The following is a 22,156-nucleotide window of genomic DNA, read 5'->3' on the forward strand; positions in this document are numbered from 1 at the left end:
AGCTCGCTCCCACAAGGGACAGGGAGTTTTTCATCCAACAAAAGATGCCGCTTCAGGGAGTTCATCGCACCATGAGTTTTACTTCGTTGCATTGGGGGGCGTACCGCCCGCAGGTCGTCGATGGAAAGCTTGCGGCCATGCTGCCGGCGGAATGGGACTCGGATCCGTCGCCCATCGGTACCTCGATTCCCGAGGCCATCACCTCGCCGACCCGGATTATGCGGCCTGCGGTGCGCCGCAGTTATCTCGCTGAAGCCGGCGCTCATCCCACGCTTCGTCATCAAGAGCTGCGCGGTCAGGAGCCCTTCGTTGAAGTGTCGTGGGAGGTGGCGCTGGAACTGGTCGCCAGGGAGCTGAAACGGGTCAAGGCCGAGCATGGCAATCAGGCGATTTTCGGCGGCAGCTACGGCTGGGGCAGTGCCGGGCGCTTTCATCATGCGCAAAGTCAGTTGCACCGTTTCCTCAATCTTTTCGGCGGCTATGTGTTCAGCATGGACAGCTACAGCCTCGGCGCCGGACGGGTGTTGATGCCGCACATCGTCGGCAACATGGACTGGCTGCTGGCGGCGCATACCTCATGGAAAAACCTGGCGCAGCATTGCGAGCTGTTCGTTGCCTTCGGCGGCCTGCCGGCGAAAAATGCCCAGACCAGCCCCGGTGGTGCCAGCGAACATCTGCTGACCCGCGCGCTGGAAGAGATGTCAGAGGCGGGGGTGCAGTTCGTCAACGTCAGTCCCTTGCGCGACGATCTGATCGGGCCGAAAAACAATCAATGGCTGCCGGTTCGCCCCGGCAGTGACACCGCGCTGATGATGGCGTTGTCCTACGTGCTGGTCAGCGAGGGTTTGCACAACGAGGACTTCGTTCAGCGCTACACCGTCGGCTACGAGCGGTTTCGCGAGTACCTGCTCGGTCACACCGACGGCCAGCCCAAAGACCCACTGTGGGCGCAGGCGCTGACAGACATTGCGGCGCAGCAGATCACTGACCTGGCACGGCGCATGGCCAGCCAACGCACGATGATCAACATTGCCTATTCCCTGCAGCGTTCGGTGCACGGCGAGCAGCCGTTCTGGATGACCGTGACCCTGGCAGCCCTGCTCGGGCAGATCGGCCTGCCAGGCGGTGGCTTCGGCCTGGGTTATGGCTGCATGAACAACACGGGCAGCGGTCGTAAAGCGTTTTCCGGGCCGCGCTTTTCCCAAGGGGTCAATCCGGTCAAGGATTTCATCCCGGTGGCGCGGGTAACGGACATGCTGCTCAACCCGGGCGCGGCTTTCGACTACAACGGCAAGCAGCGGCATTACCCGGATATCCGCCTGGTCTATTGGGCGGGGGGCAACATCTTCCACCATCATCAGGATCTCAATCGTTTATTGGAAGCCTGGAAGCGGCCGGAGACCATTATTGTTCATGAGCAGTTCTGGACCGCCCAGGCCAAGTACTCGGATATCGTTCTGCCGGTGACCACGGCCCTGGAACGCAACGATATCGGCAGCTCCGCGTCGGACCGCTTCATGATCGCAATGCAGCAGGCCATCGAACCGGTGGGTGAATCTCGCGATGATTATTCGATCCTGGCCGATTTGGCCGAGCGACTGGGTCTTGGCGAAGCCTTCACCGAAGGTCGCGACGCCGGGGCCTGGTTGCGCTTTATTTATGACGAGTCCCGGGGCAGGGCGCAGGAACATGGGATTGAGTTGCCGGACTACGATAAATTCTGGCGAGAGGGCTTATTCGAGATCGCCTATCCCGACACCGATACCGTATTGCTCAAATCCTTCCGTGAAGACCCGGACGCGAATCCGCTGCCGACCCCCTCGGGACGGATCGAAATCTTTTCCGAGCGCATTGCGGGTTTTGGTTACGCCGATTGTCCCGGCCATCCGGTATGGCTGGACAAACCGTTGGCGCAGTTCCCGCTGCACCTGCTGTCGAACCAACCGAAAACTCGCCTGCACAGCCAATACGATCACGGCGCGTACAGCCGATCCTCGAAAATCCAACAGCGTGAGCCGCTGACCTTGAACACCGATGATGCGCGCGCTCGGGGTATTGTCGATGGCGATGTGGTCAAGGTGTTCAATGAACGTGGCGCCTTTCTGGCCGGGGTGATTGTTTCGGACCGGATTCGCCCGGGCGTGGTGCAAATCGCCACCGGAGCCTGGTTCGATCCGTTGGCTCATGGCGAGCGAAACAGCCTGGAAAAACATGGCAACCCGAACGTGATCACGGTGGATATCGGGTCTTCGAGTCTGTCACAGGGGTGCTCGGCGCAAACCGCCTCTGTGGAAATCGTGAGGTGGGATCAAGCGTTGCCGCCCGTCACAGCCTTTGAGCCACCGTTGATGGTTTAACCGTCGTATTGGGAGTGGACCTGATCAATCTGCCTGTGCGGGTCTGGATTTGAAGACGCCACTGAGGACAAAGGCATAGCGCTCCGGGCGGATATAGAAGGTCGTGCGGTCGCAGCACCTGCCGTTGGCAAAATAAGAGGTGCGCTCCATGACCAACAGCGCAGCGCCACGTTTGACGTGCAAGGCACTGGCCAGGCTTTTATCGGCTTCTTGTGCGCGGATCGCCAGGTCGGCGCGGGTGACCGCCAAGCCTGTGATCGACTCGAGAATGGAGTAGATCGGTTGCTGTTCGACCTCGGTCCAGACCACGCTGGCCAATTCTGCAGGCAGGTGGCTGCGTCCCAGTGCGATGGGCTCGTCATCGACAAAATGCAGTCGCTCCAGCAGCAGGCAATCGTCCGCTTCTTCAAACACGCCAAGCAATGCCTCTGGAACCGGCTGCAGGGTATGGCTGATGACGCGCATGCTCGGTTCGAGCCCTTGCAGCAGCAAGGCTTCATGAAAACTGCGCAACGCATCGAGGCCGTGTCGGACCTGTTTGGCAGCAACGAAGGTGCCTTTCCCTTGTTTACGCTCCACCACCCCATCTTCGCTGAGCTTGCCCACTGCCAGGCGAACCGTGACGCGGCTGACTGCAAAACGTTTGCCCAACTCTGCTTCTGACGGCAGCTTGCCGCTGGGTTCGTAATCGCCACGTTGAATTTCTTCAAGCAGCTGGTTGGCGATCTGTTCGTAGAGCGAGGTCGTGCTGTCGCGAAGAATAGACGTGGACACTGTTGAGTTCCGTGACCTTCGAGTGGGGCGGCTGAGCCTTCACTTCTAAGGTTATAAAAATAGGTTATTGGGACAACTTGTATTAATACGTATTATGTCAGGTATTCCCATTGTAAACGACCTGACGACACTTGCCATGCTCGAAACCATCCCCTACGCACAGCAGCAAGCCGACACGCTGACGGTCGATGACATCAGCTTCAGCTACCCCAATGGGCATCGGGTATTTTCCTCTTTCAGCCTGAACGCCAGCCCCGGCGAATTCGTCGCGATCCTTGGGCCATCCGGCTGTGGGAAAACCACCTTGCTGAACTTGTTGTCAGGTTTTCAGCAACCGCAGAGCGGTCAGATCCGTATTAACCAGACGGCAGTGCGTCCGGAGCGTCCGGAGTTGGGCTATGTGTTTCAGGCTCCGCAATTGTTTCCCTGGTTGAGCGCGTTGGAAAACGTCCGATTCGGTTTACGGATGACGGCTCAGACCAGCGAGTCGCAGCAGCGTACTCAAGCGTTGCAGTACCTGCGTCTGGTCGGTCTGGAGAATGCTGCGCATCGGCTGCCGCATCAGCTCTCCGGTGGTATGCAGCAGCGAGTCTCCCTGGCCAGAACCCTGGCACTCGAGCCCAGCGTGTTGCTGATGGACGAGCCATTCGCCGCGCTGGATGCCATCAGCCGCAACAGCATGAATGAAGAGACCTTGCGTATCTGGGCCGAGCTCGGCCAGACGGTGTTGTTCATTACCCACGATATCGACGAAGCGGTGTTTCTGGCGGATCGGGTCATCGTGCTCAACATTGCCCCTGGCGGTATCCATAGTGGACTTGCGATCAACCTGCCGCGTCCTCGTTCCAATCTGAAAACCCGTCGCTTGCCAGCGTTCCTCGATTACCGCAATGAGCTGATGGAGCGCATTTCCCAGGTCATGGAAGTGTCGCAAGCCACGGCTTACCCAACCCGTCAGCTCGAGTTAACCGCATGATCAAACGTACGCTGCTTGCTCTTTCATTGTCTGTTGCCGCACTGGCAAGCAGCACATTTGCCATGGCTGGCGAAGAGAAACCCCTGCGTGTGGGTTATGTCTTCGCCATGGCCAATGCACCGGCGTTGATCGCCGACAAGCAGGGTTATTACCGTGAGCAAGGCTTGAATGTCGATCTCAAGGCATTGGGCGATGGTCCGGTGATCCAGCAGGCGCTGGCCGCCGGTGAACTGGATGTGGCCTATGTCGGTACGCCGCCGGTGTACCAATGGTTTTCCCGCGGGCTGCAAAGCCGGATTCTGGCGAAGGTCAATTACGGTCAGGCCGCGGTGATCGTCGACGCCAAGAGTCCGATTGCTACGCTGGATGAGCTCAAGGGCAAAAAACTGGCCGGGGTCAAGAAGGGCAGTGGCATGGACGTGCTGCTGCGCGGTTATGTCCTGAAAGAAAAGGCTGGGCTCAACCCTGACAAGGATCTGGACATCATCGATATGCCGCCCGGCAACATGAACGCCGCACTGGAACGCGGCATTGTCGACGCAGCCTTTTCCTGGGAACCCTTCGTCAGTCAATCGTTGCTGCGCGGGTCGAGCCGGATTTTGCTCGACGTGAACCAAGCGCTGCCTAATTACCCGTGGTACGTGGTAATCGCGTTACCCAAAACCTTGCAGGAGCGACCGGACGACGTGGTGAAGCTGCTGCGCGCACACCGCAAGGCCATCGCCTTCCTCAATGAGTATCCCTCCGAGTCGAATCGAATCATCGCCGAGGCGTTCAAACTCGAGCCGGTGCAGGGGGCTGACGGCAAGCCCATTGCTCCAGAAACCATCGTCGCCCAAGCGCGTACGCGACTGGGCTGGTCGGCGGACTTGCAGCCTTCAGATATTCAATTCATTCAGCGCTTGATGAATTACTCCCACGACCTGGGCTTTATCGATGCCACGCTCAAGACCGAACAGATCGTGGATACCTCCTACCTGGAAAAAGCCTCGCGCTGAGTCTGTCATGTCCTTGCCAAAACCGAATTGGGGATGGGCTTCGCTGCCATTCCTGCTGTTGATCTGGATGGCCCTGGCCAGCCGCTTTCCCACTTACATCTTGCCGCAGCCATGGGATGTCGCCCGCGAGGCCGTACGCTGGTTGGGCGATAGTTCGCTCTGGCAGCACCTCAGGGCGAGTGTCCTCGAAGAGGTCGGTGGCTTCTGCGCAGCGGTGATCGTCGCGGTTCTGCTGGGGACTGCCGGGGGGCTGTCCGCGCGTTTTCGCGATTTCATCTCACCGCTCAACAGCCTGTTCATGGCCATCCCGCCGATCGCCTGGGCGCCGCTGATCATGATTATTTTCGGCTTGGGTTATGTCTCCATCGTGCTGGTGATTTTCATTGCTGCGGTGTTCCCCATGGCGGTGACTATTCAGGAGGGCGTGCAGAGTATTCGCGGCGGCGAAGTCCGCGCGGCACGCACCTTGGGCGCCAATCCCTGGCAACTGCTCGCTCATGTCTACTTGCCGGCCTCGTTGCCCTTCGTGACAGCGGCCTTGCGCATCGGCTTCAGCCAGGGCTGGAGGGCATTGGTCGCGGCGGAAATGATCGGTGCGTCCCAAGGCATCGGCTGGATGGTGTCGACGGGCGGGCAGATCGGCAACAGCAGTCAGGTGCTGCTGGGCATTGTCCTGATCGGCCTGATTGCCTGGCTGATGGAGAGTTTTGTGTTCAGGCGCATCGAGCGCCACTACCAGAAATGGCGGGTGCAATAAGCATCGGCATTTGTCTTGGAACCCCTTCAAACCTTCAGTGGACCACTGCACGAGGTGTCATGTGAGTAACGTTTTCGATCCCCGCGAAGCCGGGCATTACATTGCCCCGCAAGGCCTCTACGAACGTAACAAGAAACGCCCGTTTCTGGGCAGCATCCACTGCGATCGTGACACGCTGATCGCCGGTCAGTGGGATGAAATCACCCTGGTCTACGAGGTGGGTGGCAGCGGCCTGGCGGATGGCGCCTGGCTGAAACTGGCCTTCAAGTTCTACTCCGACTGGGCCTTATTCCAGACCTCGAACCCGGCTGGCCCCAACTATGTCAGTGCCGAGTATCAAGCCGGTGAGTTGGTTCCTGGTCAGAGCCAGGCCACGGTGCAGCACTTGAAGGTGCGCTTCGACCAGAAAGGCCATGAGCGGCCGTTTCAGAAAGCGATCATCATCGACATCATCGACGGCTACCTGAATCCGGGGGACAAAATCACCATTCGCCTGGGCGATCGTCGTCAGGGCGGCGCGGGTACGCGGGTGCAGAGTTTCGTCGAGAAAGACTTCCGCTTCCGGTTGTTCATCGACCCGCTGGGCAGCTCGAAATTTGCCGAGGTGCCAGGCGATCCCTTGCTGAACATCGTGCCGGGACCGGCGCAGAGCGTGCAGCTGATTGTTCCTCGGCTGGTCAGCGCCGGTGAGGCGTTCGACGTTTTGCTCAGGGTGGATGATGCCTGGGGCAACACCTGCCGTCACTTGCCGCTCAAGGGTGTCCTGACCCTCGTTGACCCTGAAGGAGGCGAGCGACAACAACCGTTCACCCTGGCGGCCAAAGGCTGGGCGACTGTCCGGCTCGAGGGCTTTGATCTCGGTGCGGTGGGTGAGTGGCGTTTGTCGGCCGAGGTGGAGGCGCCTTTTGTGCGCGCGGCTCGAGCGTTTGTCACCGTCGATCCGGCCGGCACGGCGTTGCGCCCGCTGTACGCCGACCTGCATGTGCACTCCGATGACACCGTGGGCACCAATGACACCTTGTACAACCTCAGCTACGGTCGCGATGTCGCCGGCCTCGATGTCCTCGGCTACACCGCCAACGACTTCAATATCACCGAGCAACGCTGGGATCAGGCGGTCAAGCTGATTCATGAGCTCAATGAGCCGGGCCGCTTCGTGTGTTACCCCGGTACCGAATGGTGCGGCAACTCCTGCGCCGGCGGCGATCGCAATGTGGTGTTTCTGCATGACAGAAAGCCTGAGTTTCCCTTCGACAATCAAGGTCGACTGGTGCGTTCCTTTGAATGGAACGAGTTCACCGCCGGCACCATCAAACCGGGCGCCTGGCCGGTGGACGAGTTGTACGCCGCCTATGCCAAGGACCCCGAGGGCCATCTGATGATGCCTCACGTCGGCGGGCGCCGCTGCAACCTGGACTGGCATCATCCGGAGCTGGAACGGCTGATCGAAGTCGGCTCGGCCTGGGGGCAATTCCATTGGGTCTACGCCGAAGCGCTTCAACGTGGGTATCGGGTTGGCGCCGCCGCGAACAGCGATGAGCACCAGGGCCGTTGCGGCGGCGGTGTTCCGGCCACGGCCGTGTTCGGCTCTCGCGGCGGGCTGACCGGTGTCGTCGCCGACGGCTTCGACCGGGCCAGTGTCGGCAAGGCGCTTCGTGCACGTCGCACCTTTGCTACTACCGGAGAGCGTTCGTTCGCCAGCCTGCGTCAGGGCCCGCATTTCATGGGCGAGGTGTTCACGGCGCAGGCGAATGCCACGCTGGATTATCGGCTACTGGGCGAAGCGGGCTGGGAGCAGGTCGATCTATTCGATGGCGAAAAACTGATCTGGTCCCGCAACCTGCATCAGGAACTGGGTTTTTCCGCCCAGCGCATTCGTCTGCGACTGGGCGGCGCACGGATCAAGGACCGCTACCGCGGTGCTTACTGGACCGGCGAGATTCGCGTGACGGGGGCGGTTATCAATGGCTTTCGCGCGTTGGGTCTCGATCATCCCGAGCAAACCGTATGGCGCAAGGATGCAACGGCTCTGGCCTTTCGCACCGACACCAACGGCGATACCGACAGCATCGAAATCGACCTGTCGCAACTGGCCGGTGCGACGCTGCAGATTCACAGCCGCATCGATAACTACATCAAGGTCGGCGATCCGTCTGAACCGCAACCTTATGTGCACGCGCCCACAGTGCTGATGGAATTGTCTGGCGAAGCGTTGCTGGCGCAATCGCAAGTGATCGAAGAGCTACCGGGAGCGGAGTTGAAAGTGTCCCTCGAAAGGACAACCTCTGCGCCGCTGCCCCGTGAGCTGCAAGGGAAGATCGAGCTGGCGCAGTTGAATCTGCAGCAGGGCCGAGAACATCCCTTGTTCATCTGCGCCCGTCAACGGGATCAATCCAGAGTCTGGACCTCCGCGTTGTTTCTGACGCTTCCCTAAGGCTCATCCGAGACCCTGTTTTAGCCCTGTAGTCTTGAGCCATTCTGGCCCTTTCAAAGAAAATGAGGACTTCCATGCAACCGTTGTTTACCGCCTCTGATTCCGAATTTCACAGCGTTCATTTCGTCCTCACCGACATGGATGAAACCCTGACTTACCAGGGCCGTTTGGCTGCCGCTACTTACACTGCCCTGGAGCGTTTACAGGCGTACGGCATCCGCGTTATTCCGGTCACGGCGGCACCCGCCGGGTGGTGCGATCAAATGGCTCGGATGTGGCCGGTGGACGGTGTGATCGGGGAAAATGGAGGGCTGTTTTTCCAGCGCGCAATTGGTGGGCACGAGCTGCATCGGCATTTCTGGCACTCCGATGCCGAGCAGGCCAGGGTGTCGAGTCGACTGCAGGCCATCGCTCGACAGGTTCAAGCCCGGGTGCCCGAAGCGATACTGGCCAGCGATCAGCCGTTCAGGTTGACGAGCCTGGCCTTTTCCCTGCCGGAGCATCCCGAGACTCGGCAGGCGATAGTGGAGGCTTTGGGCGAAGCAGGCGCCGATGTCACCGTCAACAATCTGTGGGTCCTGGGTTGGCTTGGCGGCTATGACAAGCTGAGTATGTCCAGGCGTATTCTGGCTGAGGTTTATGACCTGGATATCAACGAAAACCGTGATGCGGTGATTTATTCCGGCGACTCGACCAATGATGCACCGATGTTCGATTTCTTCCGTCACACAGTGGGTGTGAGTACCGTGCGCAAATACCTGTCGCAGCTACCCACGCCACCTGCCTGGATCACCCAAGGGGCCGGTGGGGTTGGGTTTGTCGAGGTCGTGGATAAACTGCTCGCGTCCCGCCAGCTCCCTCTGCCTGCGGTCACAGCCTTTGAGCCACCGTTGAGCAGGCGCAGGATTTGAGGGGGAAGTTACCGGCTCATATCGACAACGTTGTTGTCTCTCCGCTGCGCAGGGCGCAGCAAACAGCCCGGATCATTTTTGCTGAGAGGTGTTGGCGTTACAGGTGAACACTCAAGTCGCGGCGCCGAGTTGAATTTATATGCGTCAGTGTTCAGAACGCTTCCGTCATATCAATGCCCTTTGACTTTCTTGATACGGAGCAAAATCAGCGCAAGGATGCCGATCGCGAGGGGCGTCATGGCCAACATGGCCTCCCGCGGGGTCACCTCGGCACCGAGCAGGTGCAACCCCGAGTAGCCCAGCTTGAGCAGGTTCAGCAGGTAGTAGGTGATGGCGATAATCGAGAGGCCTTCCACGGCGCGCTGGATCTTGATCTGGGCATCGGCGCGAGCGTTCAGGCTTTTGAGGATTTCCGAGTTTTGCTCTTCCATTTCCACCTGCACCCGCGCCTGTAGCAGGTCGCCAAGGTTGGCCACGCTTTTGGCCAGGTGTTCCAGGCGTTGCTCGGTGGCGGCACAGTACCTGACGGTAGGCTTGAAGCGCCTTTCGATGAAAATGCCGAGGCGTTGGCAATCCCCCACATGACTTTCCCGCAGTTCTCCAAGACGCTCAAATACCAGCTGGGCGTAAGCCTGGGTGGCACTGAAGCGGTGGCGGGTTTTCGCGGTGCTGCTGACTATCTGCGCCGACAGGCTGGAAATGTCGGCCAGCAGAGCTTTGGCGTCTCCGGTGTCGGCACTGGCATTACGCTCGGAGAGGGTAACCAAGGTCTTGTCGAAGACATTCAGTTGGGCGCTCAAGGTCTTGGCAGTGGTCAATGACATTGAGGCCATCATCCGGTAGGTCTCGATTTCCAGCAGGCGTCGGATCATCCGTCCTTGGCGGTAAGCGTTCAGGCGTCGGTTGACGAACAAGAAACGGTTGCTGCCGTCCTCGCCAAGACGAAAATCGCTCCAGACCACGGCGTCCCCTCCGCCCACGCAAGAGCCACAAGGGTCCTTGAAGCCATAGCTCGCAAGGTCCAGCGCCGCTTCGCCACGCACCACAATCTGTACCGCGTTGATCAACTGTTGCAAATGCGGTTCGACTCTTTGCGCCAGCGACTCGGGCAACGATGTCCAGGACAGGTCATGGCTGGACGAGGTGACCACCAGGGTCAGGGTGAAGAACTCAGCGTGACGTTCCCACTTCAGTGGGTGGCCGTCGAGGTGCGTGATGCCTTGGGCCGCATTCGGGTCAAAGGGGGCAGTGCAGCAGTTCTGCAGCAGCGCGTTGCACTCGGAGTCCCCACCAAGGAAGGCCAGATGAAACACGTGGGCCGGCTCGTTGAAATACAGAGACGGGCGGGCGTGTAATTCGTTGTGCAGGGTTTGTCTTTGCGGATGCATGCTGTTCAAGGCCATGTTGGTATTGTTCTTGGCGCTAGCGATAATGCCCATCACAAAGCTGATCCACGCTTCCATCCCAAGCTTGCAGCGGGCTATTTCGTCGCTCCCGGTTGGCACATTCGGCGGTAATGATTGTGCTCGGTAGCGAGGCGTAGGTGTTTTTCAGGGCATTGATCTGCTGCTGTTATTGATGGGACAGGTTGACGAACTCACGAGTCACCAGCAGTAATCGATCCGGGCAGGTCAGTTTGGCGAGAACCTCGGCGAGTCTAAACTTGCCGGGGCGCTCTCTTTACCGAAGGAGGATCTCTCATGAATACCATGACGCTTTTGGGTATCGGCAGATCGATTTCTTCCTGCACGTCATACAATGCGTCGAGAACCGCGAGGTAGCTTTCTCCCGGAACACAGAAAGCTCTTTTGACGCCATGGATGCGTAAGGCATCCACTAATATTTGACCTCCGCTACGACGAGAAATAGCTTTATTCATTGTTATCTCCAGAGTCGAATGGTGCGGTGTGAAGAGGTGAGTTGCTCACCGATCCTTATCCCTGAAGGTCCCTTAATTTTCCTCGATGTTATCAATGTGCTTGAAACGCTCGATCAGAAAGTCGATCAGGCTGCGAACCCTCACGGATAAATGCAGCTGTTGCGGGTATACCGCATACACGTCAGCGCGGGTGGGCGTCTGGTCTTCCAGCACCAGGCGCAGCCGGCCACTGCGCACGTAACGGGCGATGTCCCATTCGGCCCGCAGCAATATCCCAAACCCGTCCAGCGCCCAGTTCAGCGCCACCTCCCCGTCGTTGCAACCCAAGGCCCCATGCACCTTGATGTTTTCTGTGCGGCCACCGTTGCTAAAACTCCAGACGCCATAGGGCGACTCGTTCTGGCGGATGAAAATGCAATTGTGATTTTGCAGCTCGGCCAGCTTCTGAGGTGTTCCATATTTGTCCAGGTAGAGCGGTGAGGCACACAACAAGCGGCGATTGGAGGCGATCTTTCGTGCGTGGAATGCAGCGTCTGGCAAGGTGCCAAAACGAATGCCCAGATCGAAGCCGTGCGTTGCCAGATCCAGTGGGTGGTCGCTGATCTCCAGTTGAATTTCGACCTCAGGGTATTGGGCGAAGAACGCTGCCAAGGCCGGGCCGATATGGCGACGGCCAAAACCCAGTGAAGCGTTGACTCGAATCAGGCCTTTGGGAGTTGCGCGACTGCTACTGATCAACTGCTCAAGCTCATCGATCTGCGTCAGGATGCGGGCGGCATGTGAGAAATACAGCTCTCCCTCTGAGGTCAGGCTCATCGAGCGCGTGGTCCGGTTGACCAAGCGTATGCCAAGCCTGGCTTCCAACGCAGTCAGGCGTTTGCTCACTGCCGGCGGTGTCACGCCCAACTCCCGAGCCGTCGCTGCGAGGCTGCCTTTATTGGCGAGTAAGTAGAAAAAAGACAAATCCAGCGTCTGGCTCATTCGTAACTCAAAGTTATTTATGTAGTGATTTGGAGTAACTCACGCCTCTTGGTTCACTACATATACTCCGTTCACACCCGACTGGACAGACCAGTCCGACGGGCACAACAAGAACGTAACGAGAGTGGAGTTGATTGATGAGCGCATACAAAATTGCTGCGGTTCCAGGTGATGGTATCGGTGTTGAAGTAATCGCCGCAGGCGTCGAGGTGCTGCAAGCCCTGTCGAAAAAATCCGGCTTCGAACTGGATTTCAAACACTTCGACTGGAACTCGGATAACTACCTGAAAAACGGTTACTACATCCCTGAAGGTGGACTGGAAGAACTGAAAACCTTCGACGCCATTTTCTTTGGCGCTGTCGGTGCGCTCAACGTACCGGATCACATTTCTCTCTGGGGCCTTCGCCTGCCAATCTGCCAGGGCTTCGACCAGTACGCCAACGTGCGTCCGGCTCGTGTACTGCCAGGGGTAAAAAGTCCTCTGCTCAATGGTGATCAGATCGACTGGGTGGTGGTGCGTGAAAACTCCGAGGGCGAGTACTCCGGCAACGGTGGTCGCGTTCACAGAGGCCTGCCCGAAGAAGTGGCTACCGAAGTGTCCGTGTTCACCCGCTCCGGGGTGGAGCGCATTCACCGTTTCGCCTTCGAACTGGCGCAAAGCCGCCCACGCAAGCACCTGACCATGGTCACCAAGTCCAACGCCCAGCGTCACGGTATGGTGCTGTGGGATGAGATCTTCTACGAAGTCGCCAAGGATTTTCCGGACGTCAGGATCGACAAGGAACTGGTCGATGCGGTGACCACGCGCATGGTGCTCAAACCGTCGACGCTGGACGTTATCGTCGCCACCAACCTGCACGCCGACATCCTGTCCGATCTGGCCGCAGCGCTATCCGGCAGTCTGGGCATCGCACCGACTGCCAACCTGAATCCCTCGCGCAAATTCCCGTCGATGTTCGAACCGATCCACGGCTCGGCTTTCGACATCACCGGCAAAGGCGTCGCCAACCCGATTGCGACATTCTGGACGGCGGCGATGATGCTCGAACACCTCGGCGAAGCGGCTGCGGCGAAACACTTGATGTCGGCCATCGAGGCCGTGACCGAGAGCGGTCTGCATACCCCGGATCTGGGCGGTACGGCCACCACCCGCCAGATCACTGATGCGGTAATCGAGTTGATCAACCGCTGATATTTTTCGCTGATTCAAGCTGCGGCACAACGCCAAGGGGCCGATCACCGATCCGACCCCTTGGCATTTCCTGACAACAATAAAAAATCAGGGCCCTGTCATGAAAAGAATATTTGGCAAACTCTACGTACAAGTCCTCATCGCCGTGATCCTCGGCGCCATTGTCGGGGTGTTCGTTCCCGAAACCGGAGCAGCGCTCAAACCCCTGGGCGATGCTTTCATCAAATTGATCAAAATGCTCCTCGCGCCGGTGATCTTCCTGACCGTGGTCACGGGCATTGCACGCATGGAAAACATGAAGGAGCTGGGCCGTGTCGGCTTACGGGCGCTGCTCTATTTCGAAGTCGTGTCCACGCTGGCGCTGGTCGTCGGCCTGGTGGTCGTTGATGTGTTCAAGCCCGGCGCGGGCATGAACATTGATGTCGCCACGCTGGATACTTCCAGTCTGGCAACCTACACCTCGGCAGTGAAGCACGCCTCGTTCATGGACTTCGTCATGAACATCATCCCCGACACCATCGTGGATGCCTTCGCCAAGGGCAACGTGTTGCAAATCCTGCTGTTTTCCATACTGCTCGGCATTGCACTGGCACATGTGGGACCGCGCGGAAAAATGTTCGTCGACACGCTGGATAGCCTGATGCAGGGGATGTTCCGCATCGTCAACATGGTCATGCGCCTGGCACCCATTGGTGCATTCGGCGCAATCGCTTTCACCATCGGTAAATACGGCTTCGGCTCGCTGTTCTCGCTTGGCAAGCTGATGGCTTGCGTCTACCTGACCTGCGCCGTGTTCGTGATCTTTGTGCTGGGGCCGATCTGCCGCTACAGCGGTTTCAGCCTGTGGAAGTTTCTGAAATTCATCAAGGAAGAACTGTTCACCGTACTGGGCACCAGCTCTTCGGAATCGGTGCTGCCGCAGATGATTTCCAAGATGGAAAAGGCCGGTGTTTCCAAGCCTGTTGCCGGGATGATCATTCCCTCCGGTTTGACTTTCAACCCGGACGGGCAGGCGATCTACTACACCATCGCCGCGATTTTCATTGCTCAGGCGACGAATACGCCGCTGACCCTGACCGATCAGTTGATCGTGCTGGCGGTGCTGATGTTCACCTCCAAAGGCTCGGCAGGTGTCACCGGTTCGGGATTCATCATTCTGGCGGCGACGTTATCTTCCCTCGGCACCATTCCGGTGGCGGGAATGGTGCTGTTGTTGGGCGTCGACCGGTTCATGTCGGAAGCACGAGCGATCACCAACACTATCGGCAATGGCGTCGGCACCCTGGCCATTGCCAAATGGGTCGGGGCGCTGGACACAGTGAAAATGCACAAGGCGCTGAATGGCGAGGTCGAAGAGGAGAAATCCGAGGCGGTTCAGGCAGACGTTATCTCGGCGTATTCATCGACGGGAGCGGGTTCCGTGCTGCCAAGCCTTAAAAAAGCCTCTCAGGCGTAGGGTATATGGCGCTGAACGTTGTGACGTTCAGCGCCATAGTTGATCGAGCATTGAGGATGACATGCGATGAGGCAAATGGGCGTCAATCAGGTTTGGTTGCGCGGTGGTGCAGCCCATTGATCAGTTTCTGGCTGCGCAAACAATAATCTCCACTAACAACCCCGGATCAGCCAGTTTCGCCTCGCCACTGGCGCGGGCCGGGGCATGGAAGGTTTTATCGAATTATCACTTCCGTTGCTATCGCCGCAAGGGCGATAACAAACCGCCCGATTTATAAAGTGAAATGCCTGGAGAGACCGCACCGGTACGGCGTAAGCGTCGCGATAGCTATTGCGATTGAACTCTTGAAACTCAGGCTCCTCAATGCTTAGAAGGCGTCGAATTATAAGCTCCAGACGCTACGGGTGATCCGAGGATGATCGAGCAACAATTCTGTATGAGCATTGTAGCGCGGAGGATGAGCATGTCAGTTATTGATGGTTTAAAGACGTTCGCCGAGTGCCTGAATGACTTCGGCGATCGACCGCAGCCTCTGGAGCTAGACGTGCGATTGCAAGAAATACTCCGCGCCTGCATAGCTTCGGGCCAAGCTGACCTGCCTTTACCCGGACACGGTCAGACGCTCAAACGCTGGAGTGCCCTGGCACGAGTGGCTGGGACCGACTTAGCTCTGGCCAAGCTCTATGAAGGGCACACCGATGCCAAGGCCATTCTCGCTGAACTCTGCGCAGAGCATTTGGACAGTCCAGGAATTTGGGGTGTTTGGGCCGCTGAGCGCCCCAGCGTCCGAGTGCGAGTGCTCTCTCGACGGAGCGATAGGGTATTGCTCGGCGGAGTTAAAGCTTGGTGTTCTGGTGCCTTGCAGATTGATCATGCTCTTCTAACGGCTTGGGATGAACAGGGTCAGCCGCAGTTAGTAGCGCTTCCCCTAAAACAATCTAATTTGCGAACTCACTGCCAAGACTGGCACGCACGTGGCATGGGCATAACGGCTAGCGTCAATGTGGAGTTAGAGCACTCGGTGGGTTATTGCGTGGGCAGCAATAACGCTTATTTAAATCGCGCCGGCTTTTGGCATGGTGGTGCGGGCATCGCTGCCTGCTGGTATGGCGCCGCGCAGACGCTGGCCAGTTACTTGAGAAAAGCCTGTACAGGATCACGCGTGGATGTTCATGCCGAAGCTCATCTGGGTGCCGTTGACGCGGGCCTACACGGAGCCGCCGCAGCGTTGCGTGAATGCGCCGCTTGGATTGATGCCCACCCTACAGAGGATGCCGAGTTCAAAGTTCGCCGCACAAGGGCTCAGGTGGAAGCATCAGTTGAACAAGTGCAATGGCATGTTGGCCGCGCACTCGGGGCCACACCGTTCTGCCGTGATCCGCGTTTTGCGCGGTTGAGCGCCGACCTGCCCGTGTTCATTCGCCAAAGCCATGCGGAGCGCGATCTAGCCGAACTTGGTCGCCAGTTGGGCAAACATGATGAAGAAGGCTGGCTGCTATGAGGCATGCTCCTCAAGAGTTCGACAACGATCCCATCCGGGGTCAGGGAACCTCGCTGAAACAGTGGCAGATATCTCGTGCCTTGCAGCGAATACCGACTATCCCCAAGGAGTCACTACTGCCGTTGGTTCGACGTTTGGTTATCGTGGCCCCTCATCCCGATGATGAGATCCTGATGTGCGGAGGCCTCCTGGCCAGCTTGGCGGATAGTAATATTGATCTGGTCATGATTTCGGTTACCGATGGCGAAGGCAGCCACCCAGGATCGTCACTATGGCCTCCTGATCGCCTTCGAGCCCTTCGCCCGCAAGAAAGTTACGAAGCCTTAGCTCGCCTGGGTATCAATGGACAAACAGTCGATTGGTTTCGCCTCGGTTTGACCGACTCTTTAGTGCCAAGAAGCGAACAGCACTTGGCGCAGCAACTTTGTGAACTGCTGCACGCCGGTGATCAGGTCATAACTACCTGGAGACACGATGGTCATTGCGATCACGAAGCAGTCGGTCGCGCCTGTGCAAATGCCACCCGCATTTGCCACGCCCACTTGCGTGAAGCTCCAGTCTGGACCTGGCACTGGGCAAATCCCGAGGATCGGCGGGTGCCTTGGTCACGTGCACGAAAAATAGCGCTATCGCCAAAAAACCTGACGTCTAAGCGCAAAGCAATCCAAGTCCATAAGAGCCAGCTGGTCGCTGATCCGAGTACCGGTGCCGCGCCCATACTTTCATCGGCAGCGCTGGATCGTCTAATGCAACCTTTCGAGTTGTTCTTCGTATGAGCGTACCCACCGAGTATTTTGAGCGACTCTTCCGCGCCAATCCGGATCCTTGGGCCTTCCGTAGCCGCTGGTACGAGAAACGCAAGCGCGAGTTGACCCTCGCGACTTTGCAACATCAGCGTTATGAACGCATCTTCGAGCCAGCCTGTGCTAATGGGGAATTGAGCGTGGCCCTCGCCAAGCGAAGTGAATCGTTGATTTGTATGGACACCAGTTTCGCCGCCGTAGAACTGGCGCGCGAGCACCTGAAAGAGCAAACCGGCGTGGAAGTAGTGCATGGACAGCTGCCCCGCGATTGGCCCGAAGGCGACTTTGACCTCATCGTATTAAGTGAGGTGGGTTATTACCTCACTCCACATGAATGGCAACAAGTCATCGAAAAGGCCAAGGGAAGCTTAACCCCAGAGGGCTCTATCTTGGCCTGCCACTGGCTTCCCCCGATCACTGATTGCCCGCAGGACGGTCGCCTGGTACACGACCTCCTCGAAAGGCATTTGTCTTTGCATCGTTCGGTCCGTCATGAGGAACAGGACTTTCTACTCGAACTGTGGTGCCGTCATCTCCATACCATTGACCTTGAAGAAGAGGCTCTATGAGGAGCGTCCGCGCGAGGAAGGAAATAGTTGAAACCAAATTCCGTACCCATTAGTCGATATTGAAAGGCCAATGCGACGGTCGCTCTTGCCGCGGCGAGATCTCAAATGCTTGCAATCATTGTCCCAGCGCACAACGAAGAACAATTTTTAGCGAATTGCATAAAGTCGCTATTAGCGGCTTCTACACACATAGGCTTGGGCGGTGAGCAAGTCGAAATTCTTATAGTGATGGATGACTGTACGGATGACTCCCTGACTGTTGGAAAACGTCATGATGTGATGATCCATGTATGCAAAAACCGCAATGTTGGAAAGACGAGAGCGGAAGGCGCCGAACTAATGTTGCAACGGGGAGCCAGGTGGCTTGCATTCACCGATGCAGATACGGTGGTGCCCTGCTCCTGGCTCGCCGATCAGATCCGGTTCAACGTTGATGCAGTCTGTGGGGTAGTAGAAGTCACAGACTGGTCAGAACACTCCGATGAAGTTCGGATGCGATATGACGCTCATTACCGCCCCGTTGATGGTCATCGACACATCCATGGCGCAAATCTTGGGATTTCCGCGGCAGCGTACAAAAAGGCAGGCGGGTTTAAAGCGTTACCTGCGCACGAGGATGTTCATCTCGTTGAGGATCTCGAACGCAGTGGCGCCGTAATCCTATGGACAGCCACCAATCGAGTCACGACGAGTGCGCGTAAGAATTGCAGATGCCGGGAAGGCTTCGGCGACTTCTTGAAGTCACTTGCGGATCCACTGTTTATTGGCTGAAGTTGTGCTTTTTGATTGATGGGCGATCGCCAGCGTATTTCGAAGTCAGAAAACCTACTTGCCGCCTGTCGTAATCTTGGCACATTCAAAACAGAGCGAGATCGAACCAAGTACGGCCCAGATTCACTGGACCTCACGTTAGAGGTGCAAAATGGCTAACGAACAACGTCCCCAAAATGATCCGATGTCGAACCCATCCCGCCAGGACCAAGGGCGCAATGACCCCAAAATGGATCCGAACTCCCCGACCAAAGGAGGCCAGGGCAGTTCAGGCCAACAGGGAGGCGGTGGAGGTCAACCGGGACGGCCCGACCAGACTCAAGGCGGTAATCGTCCACAAGATTGGGAAGATCCTATGAAAGACAAAGGGACCTCCGGCATTACAAAGGATGACCCCAGCTCCGATCATATGAAGAGATAAGCACGCGAGAGCCACGATCTTCTTCCTCGTAAATTGCCTCTAATTCAGTGGCTAGATCTACCTTGTACGTTCGCTCTCATAGTGAAAGCTCATTGGCCCGCATCCTGCGGGCCAATTCTTTTCAGAATTGCGCCGCCGCACAAGTCGTGTCCGACGCCCTGGCGCGCGACTGCGTCTAGATCAACTTGAACTGCACTGTCGCCGCCGTTCGCAGCGAAGGCGACCGCAAACATGTCTCGATGGTCAACGACAGCAGTTGGTCAACGACGGTGGTCGACGAGATCCTGACCGGCATCGGGCGTATGCCTGCCGTGCAGAGGCTGGACCTGGAAGTTGCCGGTGTGGCCTATGATAGGTCGGGGAGGCACCCTACAAGCGCAGAAGCATTTGCAGGGTCAGCGCATCGCGCAAGGCAAAACCACTGGCGGTATTATCGAAAATGCACCAGGTTGGGATCTGGACGTGCATCGAACTTTGCACATCTTCAACCAGAATCTCTAATCAACTTAAGTGATAGGCACTGTGATAGATGCGTGGCGAGACGTGCAATCTCCAGTAACTTAAACCTGACCAACCGCTCGGCGTGTCGCCGCCAGTTATAGGCGACGGATCAGCGGCAACTTGCCCGATCCTCTGCTCAACTAATAGTGCACTAGCGTTCAGCCAAGTCTCATGGCGAGGTTCGAGCACCACAGGTCCGTTATAACGACGGCGTAAAGCTAGGAAAAAAGCCTCTGCCATTGCATCGTTGTAGGCCAGCGATGGAGGTAGCTGGATCAGAAGACAGCCCAAGGTATCGCCCAGTTGGCTACACTGGAGCAGAAACTCATCCAGCAATACATCGCAGCTCTGCAATCGCTGAACGTGGGTAATGAGTTTTGGCATCTTAACCGAGAAACGAAATCCCAATGGTATGGACCGTGCCCAGCGTAAATACGTTTTCGGCTGATGCGCCCGATAAAAAGAACTGTTGATTTCAGCAGCAGTCAGGTGTGTCGCATAACGCTGCAAATGCGTGCCTTGCTCAGGAAACATTGGCCCATATTCACGAGGCAGGCTCCAGCCCGCACAGCCGATGTAAACCGGCTGCACTTGATTCATGGGGCTCAATAGAGCACCGCTCCGGCATCACGCATAAAAATTTCCACTGTTTTGGGACCTGATTACTCTACTCATTTGACACCTCATCGACGACCTCGGATAGCTCTTGGACACAGCGGCCTTCGGCAGTTTCTCTGGCTATTTTAATCTTCCTTTCAGTCGAGGTAGGTGACACCTCGACTAGGCTCAAGCCGACCGGTTAGGCTGAGACGAATCCTGAGAGCGGAAAAATCTGCGCTGAAAATAATTCTGGAACTCCCATTGAGTGGCTCGCATCAATACCTGTATGGCGTCCTGCGGTACCTGAGAAACTACAAAAATGAACAAGAAAGAGCTCGTAGACAAGGCCCCGGTTGTTGCTCATCGTTCGTGGATAAAAAAACTCGGTCCTGGCCTTATCACAGGCGCGGCGGATGATGATCCAAGCGGTATAGCGACCTATTCGCAAGCCGGCGCACAATTTGGTTTGAATACGCTGTGGACTTTGTTTTTTACGTTTCCCCTGATGGTCGGCATTCAGATCATCAGCGCCAGAATAGGTCGAGTCAGCGGGCACGGGCTGGCTACGAATATCCGCCGCCATTACCCCAAGCCTTTTCTATTTAGCATCGTGGTGCTGTTAATGGCCGCTAATACCATCAACATCGCAGCTGACATTGCCGCAATGGCCGCAGCGATGAAGCTGTTGATCGGCGGATCGTCTCATTTCTATGCGGTTGGCTTTGGAATGGTTTCCTTGCTGCTACAGGTGTTCATCCCATATAAGCGATATGTGCGGGTGCTCAAGTGGCTGACACTCGTGTTGCTGGCTTATGTGGGCATTATGTTTGCCGTGCATATTCCTTGGGGGCAGGTCGTTCGCCAGACCGTATGGCCCCAGATGTCCTGGAAACCGGAATACATAACAATTGTGGTTGCCATTTTTGGCACTACCATTAGTCCCTATCTTTTTTTCTGGCAAGCATCGCAGGAAATTGAAGACATGAAGGCTGACCCCAAGGCTCAAGCGCTGATTGAGGCGCCAAACCAGGCACGACGCAGTTTTAGGCGCATCCAAATTGACACAATAGTGGGCATGGGGTTTTCTAACATAATTGCTTTTTTCATTATGTTGACCACGGCCGTCACGCTGCATATGCACGGTGTCACAGAAATTCAAACGGCCGAACAGGCGGCGAATGCTTTGCGGCCGATTGCGGGAGAATTAGCATTTTGGCTATTCAGCGGAGGGATTATTGGCACGGGCATGTTAGCGATTCCCGTCTTGGCAGGTTCGGCAGCTTACGCCGTGGCCGGAACGTTTAGGTGGCGCAATAGCTTGGAGGCCAAGCCGGAATCAAACAAAGCGTTTTATAGCATTATCACGGCGGCAACATTATTGGGTGTATTGATCTGCTTTGCCCCGATAGATCCCATTAAAGCCTTGATCTGGAGTGCAGTTGTCAACGGTGTGATTGCGGTGCCTATCATGTTTATCATGATGTTGATGGCATCACACAAAGAAATTATGGGCACTTTCGTCATTAGCCGTGGGCTGCGTATATTGGGCTGGAGCTGCACTATAGCGATGGCGCTTGTCGTAATCGGCATGTTCTGGCGTATGTTTGCGGCATAGCTTCTGAAGCGTGTGACATTATCCTTGATGCTATGGCCTGGCCCAACGTTTACTACCGCTTTGCCATGGCCATGGATGCGGCCAACCGAGGCGATGACGCATTGCTCGCGACGCTGCGCTATCCGGATATCTATGCTGGAGTTGAAGGCGTGCGCTGGGTCGTTTTTGTATATCTGCCGCTCGTCAACTCAATCGCACCCCGCCCTCAGGCCAATTTCAAACCTATACGGCCCAGAATTGCTGGACCTCAATAGTGAGGTGCGTATGGCTACCGATTCGAGTTTCCAAGACAAGAAAATGCAAGGCTCTGTCCCTCCCAAACCAGAGTCAGACACCGACAAGTCGACGATGGATCCTAAAGACTCTGGCAAATACGATCCTCTGAGCCGCCCGGGCGAAGTAACAAAGGGACGCCCAGGAGATTGGACAGATCCCGCTGACAGCGACCTGCCGGCGGCCGATGAAGAGACGCCGCTATCTGACGACAGGCGATAAATACAAAAGCCCGGCCATTGCAGACTGTGTGAAAACACAGCCGGCCAAGGCCAAAAAACAAATGCCCCGACTTGTCGGGGCATTTGTTTTTCTGAGGTGCTCAGGAAAAAAGGGCCTTTCAGCCCATCAATGCCATCAATTGACGCGCTCCCAGCACCTTGACG

18 protein-coding genes and 3 pseudogenes are annotated in these 22,156 nt (G+C 56.9%); 16 read left to right on the forward strand and 5 right to left on the reverse strand.

Annotation, left to right across the window (positions count from 1 at the left end; genetic code table 11):
• Positions 1–71 precede the first annotated feature (71 nt).
• Entirely contained in the window at positions 72–2,357 is a 2,286-nt protein-coding gene (locus tag ACN1C3_RS29175) for a molybdopterin guanine dinucleotide-containing S/N-oxide reductase (RefSeq protein WP_419119177.1), read from the forward strand.
• A gap of 24 nt (positions 2,358–2,381) precedes the next feature.
• Here the strand turns inward: ACN1C3_RS29175 and ACN1C3_RS29180 are convergent, their stop codons facing one another.
• Positions 2,382–3,131, reverse strand: a complete 750-nt coding sequence (locus ACN1C3_RS29180) for a GntR family transcriptional regulator (protein ID WP_419119178.1) — start codon at positions 3,129–3,131, stop codon at positions 2,382–2,384.
• A gap of 136 nt (positions 3,132–3,267) precedes the next feature.
• Here ACN1C3_RS29180 and ACN1C3_RS29185 point away from each other — a divergent pair, with 136 nt between their 5' ends.
• From ACN1C3_RS29185 to ACN1C3_RS29210, 6 genes are all read left to right on the forward strand, one after another.
• On the forward strand, positions 3,268–4,107 hold the full coding sequence (locus ACN1C3_RS29185) for an ABC transporter ATP-binding protein (protein WP_419119179.1): 840 nt from the start codon (positions 3,268–3,270) through the stop codon (positions 4,105–4,107).
• Entirely contained in the window at positions 4,104–5,105 is a 1,002-nt protein-coding gene (locus ACN1C3_RS29190) for an ABC transporter substrate-binding protein (protein ID WP_419119180.1), read from the forward strand. The genes ACN1C3_RS29185 and ACN1C3_RS29190 overlap by 4 nt, the downstream gene beginning before the upstream one ends.
• A gap of 7 nt (positions 5,106–5,112) precedes the next feature.
• Positions 5,113–5,862, forward strand: coding sequence for an ABC transporter permease (locus tag ACN1C3_RS29195; protein ID WP_419119181.1), 750 nt, complete (start codon positions 5,113–5,115; stop codon positions 5,860–5,862).
• Between the two features lie 61 nt (positions 5,863–5,923).
• Positions 5,924–8,296 (forward strand): hypothetical protein, encoded by a 2,373-nt coding sequence (locus ACN1C3_RS29200; RefSeq protein WP_419119182.1) that lies wholly within the window; start codon positions 5,924–5,926, stop codon positions 8,294–8,296.
• Positions 8,297–8,370: 74 nt separating this feature from the next.
• On the forward strand, positions 8,371–9,207 hold the full coding sequence (locus tag ACN1C3_RS29205; RefSeq protein WP_419119183.1) for an HAD-IIB family hydrolase: 837 nt from the start codon (positions 8,371–8,373) through the stop codon (positions 9,205–9,207).
• Entirely contained in the window at positions 9,204–9,314 is a 111-nt protein-coding gene (locus ACN1C3_RS29210) for a histidine phosphatase family protein (RefSeq protein ID WP_419119184.1), read from the forward strand. Before ACN1C3_RS29205 ends, ACN1C3_RS29210 begins: the two co-directional genes overlap by 4 nt.
• A 63-nt stretch (positions 9,315–9,377) precedes the next feature.
• Here ACN1C3_RS29210 and ACN1C3_RS29215 read toward each other — a convergent pair whose 3' ends face one another.
• From ACN1C3_RS29215 to ACN1C3_RS29225, 3 genes and pseudogenes are all read right to left on the reverse strand, one after another.
• The gene (locus tag ACN1C3_RS29215) at positions 9,378–10,595 is read right to left on the reverse strand and encodes a DUF3422 domain-containing protein (protein ID WP_419119196.1); all 1,218 of its coding nucleotides are present in this window, start codon (positions 10,593–10,595) and stop codon (positions 9,378–9,380) included.
• A 362-nt stretch (positions 10,596–10,957) separates the two neighbouring features.
• Positions 10,958–11,086: pseudogene (locus tag ACN1C3_RS29220) on the reverse strand (thiamine pyrophosphate-binding protein); the annotation flags it as partial.
• 72 nt (positions 11,087–11,158) lie between these two features.
• Positions 11,159–12,067, reverse strand: coding sequence for a LysR family transcriptional regulator (locus tag ACN1C3_RS29225; RefSeq protein WP_419119185.1), 909 nt, complete (start codon positions 12,065–12,067; stop codon positions 11,159–11,161).
• 137 nt (positions 12,068–12,204) lie between these two features.
• Here ACN1C3_RS29225 and ACN1C3_RS29230 point away from each other — a divergent pair, with 137 nt between their 5' ends.
• The 6 genes from ACN1C3_RS29230 to ACN1C3_RS29255 all read left to right on the forward strand — a co-directional run bounded on the left by ACN1C3_RS29230 (position 12,205) and on the right by ACN1C3_RS29255 (position 18,360).
• Complete coding sequence (locus ACN1C3_RS29230; protein ID WP_419119186.1) at positions 12,205–13,260, forward strand: tartrate dehydrogenase; 1,056 nt, start codon at positions 12,205–12,207, stop codon at positions 13,258–13,260.
• A gap of 100 nt (positions 13,261–13,360) precedes the next feature.
• Positions 13,361–14,716: a dicarboxylate/amino acid:cation symporter gene (locus tag ACN1C3_RS29235; protein WP_419119187.1), complete on the forward strand. Its 1,356-nt coding sequence runs from the start codon at positions 13,361–13,363 to the stop codon at positions 14,714–14,716.
• A gap of 463 nt (positions 14,717–15,179) precedes the next feature.
• Positions 15,180–16,217, forward strand: coding sequence for an acyl-CoA dehydrogenase (locus ACN1C3_RS29240; RefSeq protein WP_419119197.1), 1,038 nt, complete (start codon positions 15,180–15,182; stop codon positions 16,215–16,217).
• Entirely contained in the window at positions 16,214–16,993 is a 780-nt protein-coding gene (locus ACN1C3_RS29245) for a PIG-L deacetylase family protein (protein WP_419119188.1), read from the forward strand. The genes ACN1C3_RS29240 and ACN1C3_RS29245 overlap by 4 nt, the downstream gene beginning before the upstream one ends.
• Complete coding sequence (locus tag ACN1C3_RS29250; protein WP_419119189.1) at positions 16,990–17,589, forward strand: methyltransferase domain-containing protein; 600 nt, start codon at positions 16,990–16,992, stop codon at positions 17,587–17,589. The genes ACN1C3_RS29245 and ACN1C3_RS29250 overlap by 4 nt, the downstream gene beginning before the upstream one ends.
• A 105-nt stretch (positions 17,590–17,694) precedes the next feature.
• On the forward strand, positions 17,695–18,360 hold the full coding sequence (locus ACN1C3_RS29255; protein WP_419119190.1) for a glycosyltransferase: 666 nt from the start codon (positions 17,695–17,697) through the stop codon (positions 18,358–18,360).
• 790 nt (positions 18,361–19,150) lie between these two features.
• On the opposite strand, the pseudogene ACN1C3_RS29260 reads toward ACN1C3_RS29255, so the two are convergent.
• Positions 19,151–19,882, reverse strand: a pseudogene (locus tag ACN1C3_RS29260) (DUF72 domain-containing protein).
• 319 nt (positions 19,883–20,201) lie between these two features.
• On the opposite strand from ACN1C3_RS29260, the gene ACN1C3_RS29265 reads away from it, so the two are divergent.
• The 3 genes and pseudogenes from ACN1C3_RS29265 to ACN1C3_RS29275 all read left to right on the forward strand — a co-directional run.
• Positions 20,202–21,497: an NRAMP family divalent metal transporter gene (locus ACN1C3_RS29265; RefSeq protein WP_419119191.1), complete on the forward strand. Its 1,296-nt coding sequence runs from the start codon at positions 20,202–20,204 to the stop codon at positions 21,495–21,497.
• Between the two features lie 35 nt (positions 21,498–21,532).
• Positions 21,533–21,751, forward strand: a pseudogene (locus ACN1C3_RS29270) (hypothetical protein); the annotation flags it as partial.
• A 206-nt stretch (positions 21,752–21,957) separates the two neighbouring features.
• Positions 21,958–22,156, forward strand: a 199-nt coding sequence (locus ACN1C3_RS29275) for a hypothetical protein (protein ID WP_419119192.1), incomplete at its 3' end; no start/stop codon positions are given.

Source organism: Pseudomonas sp. H11T01, from assembly GCF_048515765.1.
In the GTDB taxonomy this organism is placed as follows: Bacteria; Pseudomonadota; Gammaproteobacteria; order Pseudomonadales; family Pseudomonadaceae; genus Aquipseudomonas.

Excerpts from the sequence above, each read along its gene's own strand:
- ACN1C3_RS29205 (WP_419119183.1), top strand. The coding sequence starts at position 8,371 with ATGCAACCGTTGTTTACCGCCTCTGATTCCGAATTTCACAGCGTTCAT.
- ACN1C3_RS29240 (WP_419119197.1), top strand. The coding sequence starts at position 15,180 with ATGTCAGTTATTGATGGTTTAAAGACGTTCGCCGAGTGCCTGAATGAC.
- ACN1C3_RS29185 (WP_419119179.1), top strand. The coding sequence starts at position 3,268 with ATGCTCGAAACCATCCCCTACGCACAGCAGCAAGCCGACACGCTGACG.
- ACN1C3_RS29265 (WP_419119191.1), top strand. The coding sequence starts at position 20,202 with ATGAACAAGAAAGAGCTCGTAGACAAGGCCCCGGTTGTTGCTCATCGT.
- ACN1C3_RS29235 (WP_419119187.1), top strand. The coding sequence starts at position 13,361 with ATGAAAAGAATATTTGGCAAACTCTACGTACAAGTCCTCATCGCCGTG.
- ACN1C3_RS29255 (WP_419119190.1), top strand. The coding sequence starts at position 17,695 with ATGCTTGCAATCATTGTCCCAGCGCACAACGAAGAACAATTTTTAGCG.
- ACN1C3_RS29195 (WP_419119181.1), top strand. The coding sequence starts at position 5,113 with ATGTCCTTGCCAAAACCGAATTGGGGATGGGCTTCGCTGCCATTCCTG.
- ACN1C3_RS29190 (WP_419119180.1), top strand. The coding sequence starts at position 4,104 with ATGATCAAACGTACGCTGCTTGCTCTTTCATTGTCTGTTGCCGCACTG.
- ACN1C3_RS29250 (WP_419119189.1), top strand. The coding sequence starts at position 16,990 with ATGAGCGTACCCACCGAGTATTTTGAGCGACTCTTCCGCGCCAATCCG.
- ACN1C3_RS29230 (WP_419119186.1), top strand. The coding sequence starts at position 12,205 with ATGAGCGCATACAAAATTGCTGCGGTTCCAGGTGATGGTATCGGTGTT.
- ACN1C3_RS29215 (WP_419119196.1), bottom strand. The coding sequence starts at position 10,595 with ATGCATCCGCAAAGACAAACCCTGCACAACGAATTACACGCCCGCCCG.
- ACN1C3_RS29245 (WP_419119188.1), top strand. The coding sequence starts at position 16,214 with ATGAGGCATGCTCCTCAAGAGTTCGACAACGATCCCATCCGGGGTCAG.
- ACN1C3_RS29225 (WP_419119185.1), bottom strand. The coding sequence starts at position 12,067 with ATGAGCCAGACGCTGGATTTGTCTTTTTTCTACTTACTCGCCAATAAA.
- ACN1C3_RS29175 (WP_419119177.1), top strand. The coding sequence starts at position 72 with ATGAGTTTTACTTCGTTGCATTGGGGGGCGTACCGCCCGCAGGTCGTC.